Origin of the sequence: Sphingopyxis sp. Q841 (assembly GCF_052384365.1) — a bacterium.
Lineage (GTDB): Bacteria > Pseudomonadota > Alphaproteobacteria > Sphingomonadales > Sphingomonadaceae > Sphingopyxis > Sphingopyxis terrae_A.
Genome location: NZ_JBQSUM010000001.1, coordinates 177,967 through 190,059 on the forward strand (window position 1 = coordinate 177,967; position 12,093 = coordinate 190,059).

General features: G+C 64.8%; 15 protein-coding genes and 1 tRNA gene. 5 read left to right on the forward strand and 11 right to left on the reverse strand.

Translation table 11 applies throughout. The features are described 5' to 3' along the window. Position 1: 1 nt before the first annotated feature. The 4 genes from ACT17R_RS00855 to ACT17R_RS00870 form a co-directional block, all read right to left on the reverse strand. Positions 2-832 (reverse strand): DUF4198 domain-containing protein, encoded by an 831-nt coding sequence (locus ACT17R_RS00855; RefSeq protein ID WP_444808806.1) that lies wholly within the window; start codon positions 830-832, stop codon positions 2-4. Positions 833-849: 17 nt separating this feature from the next. Further along, positions 850-1,380, reverse strand: a complete 531-nt coding sequence (locus ACT17R_RS00860) for a DUF2271 domain-containing protein (RefSeq protein WP_444808807.1) — start codon at positions 1,378-1,380, stop codon at positions 850-852. Between the two features lie 9 nt (positions 1,381-1,389). Further along, positions 1,390-2,031: a PepSY-associated TM helix domain-containing protein gene (locus ACT17R_RS00865; protein WP_217372349.1), complete on the reverse strand. Its 642-nt coding sequence runs from the start codon at positions 2,029-2,031 to the stop codon at positions 1,390-1,392. A 141-nt stretch (positions 2,032-2,172) separates the two neighbouring features. Then, positions 2,173-2,262, reverse strand: a tRNA-Ser gene (locus ACT17R_RS00870). Between the two features lie 238 nt (positions 2,263-2,500). Here ACT17R_RS00870 and ACT17R_RS00875 point away from each other — a divergent pair. Continuing rightward, positions 2,501-3,271: a DUF1134 domain-containing protein gene (locus ACT17R_RS00875; RefSeq protein ID WP_062902656.1), complete on the forward strand. Its 771-nt coding sequence runs from the start codon at positions 2,501-2,503 to the stop codon at positions 3,269-3,271. A gap of 535 nt (positions 3,272-3,806) precedes the next feature. Here the strand turns inward: ACT17R_RS00875 and ACT17R_RS00880 are convergent. Genes ACT17R_RS00880 through petA form a run of 4 tightly spaced genes read right to left on the reverse strand, consistent with a single transcriptional unit; the run spans position 3,807 to position 7,097 of the window. Then, the gene (locus ACT17R_RS00880; RefSeq protein WP_186402228.1) at positions 3,807-4,361 is read right to left on the reverse strand and encodes an adenine phosphoribosyltransferase; all 555 of its coding nucleotides are present in this window, start codon (positions 4,359-4,361) and stop codon (positions 3,807-3,809) included. A 37-nt stretch (positions 4,362-4,398) separates the two neighbouring features. Then, a complete protein-coding gene (locus ACT17R_RS00885; protein ID WP_003050484.1) occupies positions 4,399-5,211 on the reverse strand; it encodes a cytochrome c1 in 813 nt (270 codons plus the stop codon). Positions 5,212-5,242: 31 nt separating this feature from the next. Further along, positions 5,243-6,526 carry a cytochrome b gene (locus tag ACT17R_RS00890; RefSeq protein ID WP_062902658.1) on the reverse strand — a complete coding sequence of 428 codons (1,284 nt, stop codon included), beginning with the start codon at positions 6,524-6,526 and terminating at the stop codon, positions 5,243-5,245. A gap of 13 nt (positions 6,527-6,539) precedes the next feature. After that, positions 6,540-7,097, reverse strand: coding sequence for a ubiquinol-cytochrome c reductase iron-sulfur subunit (gene petA / locus ACT17R_RS00895; protein WP_003050479.1), 558 nt, complete (start codon positions 7,095-7,097; stop codon positions 6,540-6,542). Between the two features lie 214 nt (positions 7,098-7,311). Between petA and ACT17R_RS00900 the strand changes: the two genes are divergently transcribed. Both ACT17R_RS00900 and hemF read left to right on the forward strand, forming a co-directional pair. After that, positions 7,312-7,770 (forward strand): tRNA (cytidine(34)-2'-O)-methyltransferase, encoded by a 459-nt coding sequence (locus ACT17R_RS00900; protein ID WP_062902659.1) that lies wholly within the window; start codon positions 7,312-7,314, stop codon positions 7,768-7,770. Then, entirely contained in the window at positions 7,767-8,627 is an 861-nt protein-coding gene (gene hemF, locus ACT17R_RS00905; RefSeq protein WP_263588926.1) for an oxygen-dependent coproporphyrinogen oxidase, read from the forward strand. The genes ACT17R_RS00900 and hemF overlap by 4 nt, the downstream gene beginning before the upstream one ends. Before the next feature lie 60 nt (positions 8,628-8,687). Here the strand turns inward: hemF and ACT17R_RS00910 are convergent, their stop codons facing one another. Together ACT17R_RS00910 and ACT17R_RS00915 are read right to left on the reverse strand one after the other, a co-directional pair. Further along, positions 8,688-9,548, reverse strand: coding sequence for a hypothetical protein (locus ACT17R_RS00910; RefSeq protein WP_186402231.1), 861 nt, complete (start codon positions 9,546-9,548; stop codon positions 8,688-8,690). 25 nt (positions 9,549-9,573) lie between these two features. After that, positions 9,574-10,317: a hypothetical protein gene (locus tag ACT17R_RS00915; RefSeq protein ID WP_234178637.1), complete on the reverse strand. Its 744-nt coding sequence runs from the start codon at positions 10,315-10,317 to the stop codon at positions 9,574-9,576. A 128-nt stretch (positions 10,318-10,445) separates the two neighbouring features. Between ACT17R_RS00915 and lipB the strand changes: the two genes are divergently transcribed. Continuing rightward, positions 10,446-11,099 (forward strand): lipoyl(octanoyl) transferase LipB, encoded by a 654-nt coding sequence (gene lipB, locus ACT17R_RS00920; RefSeq protein WP_263588927.1) that lies wholly within the window; start codon positions 10,446-10,448, stop codon positions 11,097-11,099. A 9-nt stretch (positions 11,100-11,108) separates the two neighbouring features. Continuing rightward, positions 11,109-11,438, forward strand: coding sequence for a hypothetical protein (locus tag ACT17R_RS00925; protein ID WP_217372364.1), 330 nt, complete (start codon positions 11,109-11,111; stop codon positions 11,436-11,438). A gap of 21 nt (positions 11,439-11,459) precedes the next feature. Here the strand turns inward: ACT17R_RS00925 and queE are convergent, their stop codons facing one another. Next, positions 11,460-12,092 carry a 7-carboxy-7-deazaguanine synthase gene (gene queE, locus ACT17R_RS00930; RefSeq protein WP_234178633.1) on the reverse strand — a complete coding sequence of 211 codons (633 nt, stop codon included), beginning with the start codon at positions 12,090-12,092 and terminating at the stop codon, positions 11,460-11,462. Position 12,093: the final 1 nt, after the last annotated feature.

Here is a 12,093-nt window from a genome sequence, read left to right on the forward strand (position 1 = left end):
GTCAGGGCGCCATGACCTCGAGCGTCGTCACATAGCTTGCGCGGCGGGCAAGCGGCGGCGGGCCGCCCGCGCCCTCTTCGCGCTCCGCCTGCGGCGTGGTGACGTTGAGCCAGTACATACCCGGTTCGAGCCAGCTGATCGCGACCTTGCCGTCAGCACCGGTCTTGAGGACCATCTGGCCCAGCTGGTCGCGGTAGCGGATACCGCCCGGGATCACCGTGACGGGCAGGCCCGCCGCGGGCTTGCCGTCGAGCAGGAACTGAAAGGTCGCGGTTTCGCCCGCGAACAGATCATTTGGGTGCGTCACCGGCACCAGCTCGATCCCCTTGCCGGTCGGGGCGAACAGCGTCGTCGTCGGCTCACCCAACGTCACGAAAATCTCGTTGCGGTTGTTCGCCTCGGCGGTTCGCACATTGGTCGCCCCGGCGGGCAGGCGCTCGGCCAGATTGGCCGCCGTCGTCCCGCGCGGCAGGCGTTCGGTCTTGCCGTCCAGATCATAGCTGCCCATCAGCATGTCGGCGACCGAGGCGATGCGCCACGTCCCCTTCTGCGTCAGATGCACGTCGAAGGTGCTGCGATAGCGGCCGGTCGCCTTGTTCTCGATCGGCGCTTCGCTGCCGTCGGGCGCCCATGCCTTCATCGCGTCGAGCCGCAGCGGCTGATGCTCGAAATAGAACAGGTCGTTCGAAACGGCGGCATCGACCGTCACCCACGCATCGTCGCCCGACAGCACGGTCGAGGACGGCAGCATCCATTGGCGGTGCGCCTGCGCGGGCGCTGCGGCGAAAAGGGCCAGCGCGGCACTCGCGGCGATCAGCAATCGGGTCTTCATGATCGGTCCTCTCTTGATCAACGGAAGGAAATCGAAACGGTGCCAAGTTCGGCCTTGCCCACCGCGCGGCCCCCGGCGCCGGCCTTGGCGGGCCAGCGGAACGGAATGCGCAGCAACTCGCGCCCGCCGACTTCGCGCGCAGCCTCGATCACCAGGACATAGTCGCCGGGCGCCTGCGCGCCGAGCTGCGCGCGGCTGAAGGCGATCCTGTGCGTGCCCGGCGCGCGCGTCGCACCCGTCACGCCATTGGCCGGGAAGCGCATCGAACGGCCCGAGGCGCGCCACCACTGCCGCACGTCGCGCAGCCATTTGGTGCCCTCGTTATTCTTCATGTCATGGTCGTACCAGATCGCGACGGTCCTCGCGGGCGCGCCGGCCTTCTCTACCCAGATGGCGACATAGGGCCGATGATATTCGGCGACCTTGAGCTGCGGGATGGTGACGCTGACCTCCATCATCCCCGGATCGGCGGCGAGCGCCGGCGCCGACAGCGCCGCGCCCAGCCCCAGCGAGGCGCCGGTCAGGACGGATCGAAACTCGGTTTGCATGGCATCTCCTTAATGGATGAAGAGGATCGCGATGGTGGCGGGGATCGCCACCCCCGCGCCGACGAGCGGCCAGGTGCTCTTGCGCTTGGCCGAATGAAGCTGAAGCAGCACAAGCCCGGTCAGCGCGAACACCAGGCAGGCAAAGGCGAATATGTCGATGAACAGGCTCCACGCGCCGCCCGAATTGCGCCCTTTGTGCAGATCGTTGAGATAGGAAATCCAGCCGCGGTCGGTGATTTCCGCGGTGGCGGCGCCCGTCGCGCGATCGATCGCGACCCAGGCATCGCCGCCGGGACGCGGCGCGGCCATGTAGACCTCGTCGGCGGACCATTCGGCTTCGCCCGCACGGACCGGAAAATTCGCCTCGACCCACGCCGCAACCGGCGCGGGGAGCGTCCTCTTGCCGTCCGCCGGGTCCGCCGCCGCCAGCGCTTCGAGCAGCGGCGCCGGCAATTGCGCGCTACGCTCGGCGACGCGCGGTGCCCCCTCTATATCGGCGGCATGGTTCAGCGTGAAACCGGTGATCGCGAACAACAGCAGCCCGATCAGGCTGATAGCCGAGCTCATCCAGTGCCACATGTGAAGCTGTTTGAGCCAGAAGGCGCGGCGGCTCTTCTTGGTCGGCGTGCGCGTTGGGGTCGGTGCGTGCATGGAGGAGAGAGGCCCTTGAAATTTGGCCCTCACTATCGCGAACGATTCGCATTTACAATAGATAAGCGGGCGAAATTTGCGCGCATGCCCGCAGCCGCGGGCGACCGCCGCGAGCTGCTCGAGACAGATGGAAGGAAGAGGTGGCGGAGACGGAGGGATTCGAACCCTCGGTACGGTTCCCCGTACGACGCTTTAGCAAAGCGTTGGTTTCAGCCACTCACCCACGTCTCCGCATGGTCTGCCGCGCGAACGGCAGGTTGGCCTGAGCGGGCGCTATAGCCAGACCGATCCCGCCCCGCAACGCCTAACATTGGCCTTTTTGTCACTTATTCCCCTATTGGTCGGTGGAAATGATTCGGTCCGGCGCAAAATCGACTCAAGTCATCGCCCGTTCATTGCCGCGCCGACAGGATGAGTCATGGTTAACCCGGCTTGCGGCGCCCGAAGCCGCCGATTTTTGGGGGATTATATGCGGAATGCGCTCACCAATCTTGCCGTTGCGGCTCTCGCCTCGATCGGGCTGATGCTCGCCGGGCCGGCGGCGCACGCACAGATGACATCGGTCGATCCCAATACGGCGATCGATTCTGACCTCAACAATCCGGCGCCCCCGCCGCCTCCCCCCCCCGCCACGACGACCAGCGACCCGTCGCTCGACAGCGACCTTGCGACCGGTGCCGAACAATATTCGGTCACCTCACCCGACGCGAGCACGACCACCGCTGCGCCTGCAACGGGAACGACGGCCGCCGATGGCACCACATACAAGGAAGACGATCTGATCGGCGCCGCCGAAGGCGTCTTCGGCAAGGGCGCGCAGGGCCTCGCCGGCCTCATCGAAGATATTCTGAAGAAGCAGGGCGAGCCCAACGCTTATATCGTCGGCCGCGAAGCTGGCGGCGCGCTTGGTATCGGGCTGCGCTACGGATCGGGCACACTGTACCACAAGATCGAGGGTGAACGCCCCGTCTACTGGACCGGTCCCTCGATCGGCTTCGACGCGGGCGCCAATGCCGGCAACACCTTCGTGCTGGTCTACAATCTGTTCGACAGCGAGGATCTCTACAAACGTTATCCGGCGGGCGAAGGCGCCGCCTATCTCATTGGCGGCTTCAATGCGAGCTATCTGCGGCGCGGCGACGTAGTCCTCATCCCGATCCGCGTCGGCGTCGGCGCGCGGCTCGGCGCCAATATCGGCTATATGAAATTCCGCAAAAAACAGAGCTGGGTGCCCTTCTGAAGCACCCGCCACCCCCAAAGGGCGATGGGCCCGCGTCTCCGGACGCGGGCCTTTTTCTTTGGAGGGAAGCCGCGTTGCGGCGCGATGGGATATGACTGGAATCGGCCCTTAAGCAGACTCTAGCTCAATCTTTTGATCCGCCTCTCGGGGCACGATCCATCCGAATATCACTGGCACCCAGTTGATGATTGATCCGCCGATGTTGAAAGCTACATGATCCGAAAGATGCCATGTTGGTCCGATGCCAAACTGGAGGATCATCAAAAGCAACCACGCAGTGGATAGCTTCGCATCGCGAAGGCGATGATAAGTCATTATCGTCAGGGCAATCCCGGCAACGACTGCAACGAGAAAGATAAACCACGCGGGAATGCCGGCCGATATTTGCCGACGCTAAAGCAACGCCAGTAATTGCTACAAGCGCTGCCGAACCAATCCGGTAGCGCGACCTCTCCCCGTAGCGTCTCACATTCATCGGCATCATCAACAGCCTAAGATATGATCCGTCCACTGACCACTTCAAATCCGCCGCACCTCAATCGCCGTCGAAGGCGATCAGCGTTTCGCATGCGAGGCCCGCGGCCTCGAGCCGCTGCGAGCCGCCAAGGTCGGGAAGGTCGATGACGAACAGCGCCGCGGCGACGTCGGCGCCGACGCTGCGCATCAATTCGGCGGTCGCGAGAATGGTCCCGCCGGTGGCGAGCAGATCATCGACCAGCACGACGCGGTGGCCCTCGGTGACGGCGCCTTCGTGCAGCTCGAGCCGGTCGGTGCCATATTCCAGTTCATAGTCGACGCCGATGGTCACGCCGGGCAGCTTGCCGGCTTTGCGCACCGGCACCAGCCCGATACCGAGCGCGGTCGCCATCGCCGCGCCGAACAGAAAACCGCGCGCCTCTATCGCCACGATCAGGTCGGGGCGATAGCGGGCCGCGCGGTCTGCCAGGCGGCGGACGCTTTCGGAAAAGCCCGCCGCGTCGCCGATCAATGTCGTGATGTCGCGAAACTGGATCCCGGGTTTCGGGAAATCGGGGATCGTGCGCACCAGCCCCGAAAGGTCGAGGTCGGGACGCGGCGGAAGGGCGATCATCCTCGACCGCCCTTCGCTATGCCCGCGTCCCCAATCCTCAATGTTCCTTGCCGGCCCAGATGTTCCGGTACGACAGATAGGCAAGGATGGTGAAGATCAGAAGGTAGAGGAACACGGCCCAGCCGGTCCACACGCGCTTCACCAGCTTGGGTTCTGCCGTCCACACAAGGAAGGCGGTCACGTCCTTTGCCATGCTCTTGAGGTCGTTCGGCGAACCGTCCGCGAAGGTCACCTGACCATCGGCCAGCGGCGGTGCCATCGCGAGGTTGAGGTTCGCGAAATAGGGGTTGTAGTGCAGGCCGGTCGCCGGCTGCAGTTCCTTCGGCAGGTTCGCCGGCGGGTTCTGGAAGCCGGTGATCAGCGAATAGACGTAATTCTTGCCGTCTTCGCGCGCCTTGGTGATCAGCGAAAGATCGGGCGGCAGCGCATTGTTGTTCGCCGCGCGCGCCGCGGTTTCGTTCGCGTAGGGCGCCGGGAAGTGATCCGACGGCAGGCCGGTGCGGGTCGCCGGCTCGCCCGTGTCGGGGTTGATCGACGGGATATTGTCATAGCTTTTGGCAAAGCTCTTCACCTGACCCTCGGTATAGCCGAGTTCGGCGATGTCGCGGAACGCGACGAGATTCAGGCTGTGACAGGCCGAGCATACTTCCTTGTACACCTGCATCCCGCGCTGCAGCTGGGCTTTGTCCCAATGCGGGAACATGCCGTCGCTGGCGAGCGCGAGGTGGCGCGGGTGCTTGTGGAATTCATGCACCGCGTTGGGCTCGTTCGAGAGCGGCGTGGTGAAGATCGCGCACAGCAGCGCCAGGATGAAACCCAGGCCGACGAGAAATCCGAGCGGACGAACCATGGCTGTATCAGCTCCTATAAAAGTCCGGCGCTCAGGCCGTTGCCGGGGCCGACGACGCGTCGGCATTCTTGGCGAGGACCGCCTCGGTGATCGAATTCGGCATCGGAAGCGGCCGTTCGATCCGCGAGATGATCGGCAGGATGATCAGGAAGTGCGCAAAATAATAGGCCGCGCACAGCTGGCTGAGGATCACATAGGGCTGCTCCGCCGGGCTCTTGCCGCAATAGCCCAGGATGAACACGTCGACGACGAGGATCCAGAAGAAGATGCGGTTGAGCGGACGATAGTTCGACGACTTCACCGGCGAGCTGTCGAGCCACGGCAGGAAGAAGAGCAGCGCGATCGCCGCGAACATCGCGATGACGCCCCACAGCTTCGCATCGATCCACAGGAAGTTGAAGGTGAAGGCGCGCAGGATCGCGTAGAACGGCCAGAAATACCATTCGGGAACGATGTGCGCCGGCGTCGAAAGCGGATTCGCCGGGATATAATTGTCCGGGTGACCGAGCAGGTTCGGGCTGAAGAAGGTCAGCGCGACGAAGATCATCAGGAACACGCCGAGGCCGAAACCGTCCTTCGCGGTGTAATAGGGATGGAAGGGGACGGTGTCCTGTTCGTCCTTCACCTCGATACCGGTCGGGTTCGACGAGCCCGGGATATGCAGCGCCCAGATGTGCAGGATGATGACGCCCGCGATCACGAAGGGCAGCAGATAGTGGAGCGAGAAGAAGCGGTTGAGCGCGGCGTTGTCCGGCGCAAAACCGCCGAGCAGCCAGACGCGGATCGGTTCGCCCACAGCGGGTATCGCCGAGAAGAAGCCGGTGATCACCTGCGCGCCCCAGAAGCTCATCTGGCCCCAGGGAAGGACATAGCCCATGAAGGCGGTCGCCATCATCAGGAGGAAGATCACGACGCCGAGCAGCCACACCATTTCGCGCGGTGCCTTGTACGAACCGTAATAAAGGCCGCGGAAGATGTGCAGATAGACGACGATGAAGAACATGCTCGCGCCGTTCATATGCGCGTAGCGCAAGAACCAGCCGGCGTTCACGTCGCGCATGATATGCTCGACCGAGTTGAACGCGACGCCCGCATTGGCGGCATAATGCATCGCCAGCACGATGCCGGTGATGATCTGGATCGCGAGCGCGGCCCCGGCGAGGACGCCGAAGTTCCAGAAATAGTTGAGGTTGCGCGGCACCGGATAGCCGGCCCCGATCGCATTATAGACGAGACGCGGCAGCGGCAGCTTCGCGTCGAGCCACTTCATCAGCGGCTGCTGGGGTTCATAGTTCTTGGCCCAGGGAAAGCTCATCTTATCTCGCTCCTCAGCCGATCGTCACGACGGTGTCGCTGTTGAATTCATAAGGCGGCACGAACAGATTCTTCGGCGCCGGGCCTTTGCGGATACGCGCCGCGGTGTCGTAGTGCGAACCGTGGCACGGGCAGAAATAGCCACCATAATCGCCGCGCGGCTCGCCCTCGGCGGCGCCGAGCGGCACGCAGCCCAAGTGGGTGCAGACGCCTAGCGTGATCAGCCAGTTTTCCTTGCCGGGCTTGGTGCGCTCGTCGAGCGTCTGCGGATCGCGCAGATCGCTCAGTGGCACCTTCTTCGCCTCGGCGATTTCGACGGGCGTCAGGTTGCGGACGAACACCGGCTGCTTGCGCCAGCTCGTCTTGATCGCCTGACCCGACTGGATCGCGGAAATGTCGATTTCGGTCGACGACAGCGCCAGCACGTCCGCTGACGGATTCATCTGGTTCACCAGCGGCAAAACGACGGTGGCCGCACCAACACCCGCGAAGCTGACCGCCGCGATATTGATGAAGTCCCGGCGCCGCACGCCATCCTCGATGCCGGCGTTGAGATTGGATTCACTGGCCATTCGATTGCCCTTGCGCTGGGTGAACTGACAATGGTTCTCGGAAAACTGGCCACCCCGTTTTACGCGCGCAAAGCGTCGCAAATCCCAGCGGCCCCTCCGGGAATTGCGGGCCTGATAGCCGCACACAACAGCCTTGCCAACAGGCAATTTCCGCTTTGTGACCGCTATGTTGCCCCCTCTCGATTCCGCAGGCGCGCGAAGCTAAGGCGGAGCGATGCAAATCGCCCTGTTTCAGCCCGACATCGCCGGTAACGTCGGCACCATCCTGCGAACCGCGGCCTGTCTCGGCGCGCGCGCGCACATCATCGAACCGTGCGGCTTTCCTTTTTCCGACCAGGCACTGCGCCGCGCCGGAATGGATTATGCCGTGCGCGCCAATGTGCAGCGCCACGCCGATTGGGCGGGCTTCGGCGACTGGAACCGGGCCGAAGGCGGGCGGCTGGTGCTGATGACCACCGCGGGCGCGACCGCCCTGCCCGATTTCGTCTTTCAGGAGGGCGACGTGCTGCTGCTCGGCGCGGAGTCGTCGGGCGTCCCCGCGCATGTCCATGCCGCCGCGGCGGCGCGGGTCGCGATTCCGATGCGGCCGGGCTTTCGGTCCTTGAATGTCGCGGTCGCGGCTGGCATCGCGCTGGCCGAGGCACTCCGGCAGACGAAAGGCTTTGCGTCATGATTTCGCTCGATCCCCAGCAACAGGCGGCGCGCGACTGGTTCGAGTCGCTGCGCGACCGGATCTGCGCCGCGTTCGAGGCGATCGAGGCCGAGGCGGGCAGCGACGCGCGCTTTACCTATACGCCGTGGGACCGCGAGGCCGAGGGTGTTGCGGCGGGCGAAGGCGGCGGCGGCGTGCGCGGGGTGATGACCGGCCAGGTTTTCGAAAAGGTCGGGGTCAATGTTTCGACCGTCGCGGGCGAGTTCGCGCCCGATTTCGCTCAGTCGATCAACGGCGCCGAAAGCGACCCGCGCTTCTTCGCCACCGGCATCAGCCTCGTCGCGCATATGGCCAATCCGCATGTTCCGGCGGTGCATATGAACACCCGCTTTCTCGCGACGACTAGGCGCTGGTTCGGCGGCGGTGCCGACCTCAACCCGCCCATCCCCTATGCCGAGGACACCGACGCCTTTCATGCGCGGCTGCGCGCCGCCTGCGCGCCCTTCGGTCCCGATGCCTATGCCCGCTATTCGAAATGGGCGGAGGATTATTTCTATATCCCGCATCGCGGCGTCCATCGCGGCGTCGGAGGGATCTTCTACGATCATCTCGAATGCGCCGACGATGCAGGCTTCGACCGCAATTTCGAGTTCACCCGCGCCGTGGGCGAGGCCTTCCTCGACATCTTCCCTCAGATCGTGCGGCGCCGGATGAACCAGCCCTTCACCGAAGCCGAGCGCGAGGAGCAACTGGTGTGGCGCGGTCGCTACGCCGAATTCAACCTCGTCTACGACCGCGGCACGCTGTTCGGGCTCAAGACCGGCGGCAATATCGACGCGATCCTGATGAGCCTGCCGCCGCTCGCCAAATGGAGCTGACGAAAAAGGGGCGCCGCGTCGGCTGCGGGCGCCCCTGAATCTTGCGATATTGACCGTCGATCAGGCGAATACGCTGCCCGCATCGACGGGCCCGAGCGCGCGGTAGATGCCCGCCGGAATCCCGACCTGCAGATAGGCGACGGGAATGCTCATCACGATGCTGCCGACGATCAGGCCGACCATCGATCCCGCGCCCGGCATCCCGCCGCTCGCAAAAACCGAAAAGCCGACCACCGCGCCAAGGATCATCGCGATCACCAGGAAGGCGATGCCCAGCAGGATGAAATAGGCAAAGATCTTCCACTGCGCCGCGCCGGTGATCCGCCACGATTCGGACAGGCCGGTCAGGACGTTGAAGGTCCGCTTGTCGGCCATGATCGGCCCGGTGCAGCACAGCCGCGCCGCGAGCCAGACGATGAACAGCAGGAACAGCGGCACGAGGATCAACATCGCGAAGCCCATCCCTGCCAGCGCCGATTCGCTCGGCTGGCGGCCGCTAAGCAGCGCCGGCGCAAAGGCGCCGCCGAAGAGCAGAAAACCGATGATGCCGATCACGAAGAGGATCGCCGCCGTGAAAAGCAGCACGGGCAGCGCGGCGACCAGCCCATAGCCGAGGGCCCCCCCGACATTTTCCTGACCGTCGCTAAAGCCCAACCGCCACGAAGCAAAATAGCTGCCCGTCTGGAGGATGTAATTGACCAGGCCCAGCAGCATCGCAAAACCGCTGAACGCGGCGAAAGCCCCTGCCCCGCTCGTCATCCGCGCCGGATCGAAGGCGGCCATGCCGCCGCCGAGCGCGAGTTGCAGGATCAGCGGCACCGCGATGCCGACGCCGATCAGCGCGATGGCATGCTCGGCGGCACGGCCGCTGAAAAAGCTGGTCGCATAGGACCAGGCCTGACTGATGCTGATATTATTCACATCCATTCTCCCCTGTTGGACATGGTCAGGCGAAAATATCTCCCGCCTGGGTTGTCGCCAGCTGCCGATAGGCGGCCGCCGAAATCGCGATCGAGACCATCGTCGCGACGAGCCCGAAGCCCGCTTCGACCAACCCGCCGAGCATCTTGCCGACGCTGCCCGCGCCGCCGATCATGCCGACGAGCCCGCCCACCAGCGAGGCGGCGATGATGACGACCAGCGTGACGAGAAACAGGAAGAGGAAAATGCGCCAGCCATTGCCGCGCGTCATCTGCCAGCTCGTCGCGATCACCTCGACCGGATTGCGGATCGCGCGGTCGGCGACCAGCGGCGCGACGAAAGCGAGCCGCCCGATCAGATAAAGCCCCGGAATGATGAGCAGCAGAAAGCCGACGCCCAGCATCAGGCCGGTCAATATCTGCACCGCCACGATGGTGAGCAGCATCGAGGCGGCAAAGCCCAGCGCCTCGCCGACGCTGGTGCTCGACCGCGACAGCCACAGCCGCATGATCGCCACTGTCCCGAACATGGTGAACAGCGCAACGCCGATCTGATACGGCAGCATCTGAAGGATATTCTGCCGCATTGCTGCGGTCAGCTGGTCGATCGTCGCTTCGGCGGGCGGCTCGATCGGCGCCGGGCCGAACCAGGCCACCGCAAGCGCCGGCAGGAAAAGGAAAACCGCCGCGATGGTGCCGGTGAGCGGGCGGTGCGCCTTCAGAAGCTGAATGGCATCGTCCCACGCCGCGCCCATATCGAATTTTGCCATTGATACCCCGTCATTTATCGCTTCGGATTGGCGCTGAACCTGACTGGCTTCGCAGCCAAAGTCCAGCCCCGTTCGGTGCGGGTGCCGCCCCCTTGCGCTTCGCGCCCGCGCGGGGCAGAAGCCGCGCGATGTCCGCGCTCCCGCCTCCCGAATGGACCGTTTCGCCCGGCCTTGTCGATTTTCCCGCCGCGCTTGTCGATATGGAGGCGCGCGCCGCCGCGATCCGTGCAGGCACGGCGGGCGAGCGCATCTGGCTGCTCGAACATCCGCCGCTCTATACCGCCGGGACCAGCGCCGACCCCGCTGAGCTGCTCGACCCGCGCTTTCCGGTCTATGACGCGGGCCGCGGCGGGCGCTACACTTATCATGGCCCCGGCCAGCGCGTCGGCTATGTTCAGCTCGACCTCGCGCAGCGCGGGCGCGACGTGCGCGCCTATGTCCATGCGCTCGAAGGCTGGGTGATCGACGCGCTCGCGCGGCTCGGCGTCGAAGCGCGCCGCGCCGAGGGGCGGATCGGCATCTGGACCGATGACCGCGACGGCCGCGAGGCCAAGATCGGCGCGATCGGCGTCCGCGTCCGGCGCTGGGTGACGCTCCACGGCTTTTCGCTCAACGTCGCGCCCGACATGACGCATTTCGGCGGCATCGTACCATGCGGCATCGCCGAATTTCCGGTGACGAGCCTGGCGGAGCTTGGTCGCCCCGCTGATTTCGCCGCGGTCGACGCCGCACTCGCCGATGCCCTTCCGGCCTTTCTCGACAAGCTCGCGGCCAGCGATTAGGACCGGCACATGACGCGGATCATCCTCACCTCGCTCCTCACCCTGTCGCTCGCCGCCTGCGGAGGCAGCGAAGGCAGCAAGACCACGACCAAGCTCGACGCGGTCGAGGTCGAACCCGGCGCGATCAGCGACTCGATGATCGTCCTCGACAATGCGGCGAGCGACGGCACCGCGGTCGACACGAGCGTACCGAGCGACAATATGAAAAAGGCCGACAGCAAGGCCGACGACGAAAGCGCCGACAGCAGCAGCAGCGATGCAGCGCCCGCGGATCAGAGCGACAATCCCGACGCCGTTCCCGCTCCGGCGGCAAAGAAGGCCCAGGTCGACAGCCAGTAGGGCGGTCGCGAGCCTCTTCGCTCAGCGCAGCCCCAGCGTCTTGTGCGTCTGGAGCGACAGGCGCCAGCGCGGATCGCGCATCACCAGATCGATACAGTTCCGGACATTGTCCGCGGCATTGGCATCGTCGAGCGGCTGGATCAGCCGATGCGCAAAATCGAGTTCTGCGAGCCGTTCGACATCGCTTCCCGGCTGCGGCCACACCAGCTTGAGTTCGTCGCCGCTCGTCTGGACCAGTTCGCTGCCTGCCTTGGGACTGATACAGATCCAGTCGATCAGCCGCGGCACCGGCAGCGTACCGTTGCTTTCGATCGCGACGGTGAAGCCCTCGCCATGCAGCGCCTCGATCAGCGCATCGTCGACCTGCAACATCGGCTCGCCGCCGGTGAGCACGACATAGCGGCCCCCTTGCGCCGCCCCCCATGTTTCGCCAATCCGCTCCGCCAGCGCCGCAGCATCGGCATATTTGCCGCCCAGCGTCCCGTCGGTGCCGACGAAATCGGTGTCGCAGAATTTGCAGATCGCCCTGGCGCGGTCCTGCTCGCGCCCCGTCCACAGGTTGCAACCCGCAAAGCGGCAGAAGACCGCGCGCCGTCCGGCCTGCGCCCCCTCGCCCTGCAGCGTCAGGAATATTTCCTTGACCGCATAGGTCATG

What these genes read in the sequence shown, in the direction of transcription:
- ACT17R_RS00855 (WP_444808806.1), bottom strand. Translation starts at nt 832, where the DNA reads ATGAAGACCCGATTGCTGATCGCCGCGAGTGCCGCGCTGGCCCTTTTC.
- lipB (WP_263588927.1), top strand. Translation starts at nt 10,446, where the DNA reads ATGTCCGCGCTCCCGCCTCCCGAATGGACCGTTTCGCCCGGCCTTGTC.
- queE (WP_234178633.1), bottom strand. Translation starts at nt 12,092, where the DNA reads ATGACCTATGCGGTCAAGGAAATATTCCTGACGCTGCAGGGCGAGGGG.
- ACT17R_RS00925 (WP_217372364.1), top strand. Translation starts at nt 11,109, where the DNA reads ATGACGCGGATCATCCTCACCTCGCTCCTCACCCTGTCGCTCGCCGCC.
- ACT17R_RS00915 (WP_234178637.1), bottom strand. Translation starts at nt 10,317, where the DNA reads ATGGCAAAATTCGATATGGGCGCGGCGTGGGACGATGCCATTCAGCTT.
- ACT17R_RS00880 (WP_186402228.1), bottom strand. Translation starts at nt 4,361, where the DNA reads ATGATCGCCCTTCCGCCGCGTCCCGACCTCGACCTTTCGGGGCTGGTG.
- petA (WP_003050479.1), bottom strand. Translation starts at nt 7,097, where the DNA reads ATGGCCAGTGAATCCAATCTCAACGCCGGCATCGAGGATGGCGTGCGG.
- ACT17R_RS00865 (WP_217372349.1), bottom strand. Translation starts at nt 2,031, where the DNA reads ATGCACGCACCGACCCCAACGCGCACGCCGACCAAGAAGAGCCGCCGC.
- ACT17R_RS00860 (WP_444808807.1), bottom strand. Translation starts at nt 1,380, where the DNA reads ATGCAAACCGAGTTTCGATCCGTCCTGACCGGCGCCTCGCTGGGGCTG.
- ACT17R_RS00885 (WP_003050484.1), bottom strand. Translation starts at nt 5,211, where the DNA reads ATGGTTCGTCCGCTCGGATTTCTCGTCGGCCTGGGTTTCATCCTGGCG.
- ACT17R_RS00890 (WP_062902658.1), bottom strand. Translation starts at nt 6,526, where the DNA reads ATGAGCTTTCCCTGGGCCAAGAACTATGAACCCCAGCAGCCGCTGATG.
- ACT17R_RS00900 (WP_062902659.1), top strand. Translation starts at nt 7,312, where the DNA reads ATGCAAATCGCCCTGTTTCAGCCCGACATCGCCGGTAACGTCGGCACC.
- ACT17R_RS00875 (WP_062902656.1), top strand. Translation starts at nt 2,501, where the DNA reads ATGCGGAATGCGCTCACCAATCTTGCCGTTGCGGCTCTCGCCTCGATC.
- hemF (WP_263588926.1), top strand. Translation starts at nt 7,767, where the DNA reads ATGATTTCGCTCGATCCCCAGCAACAGGCGGCGCGCGACTGGTTCGAG.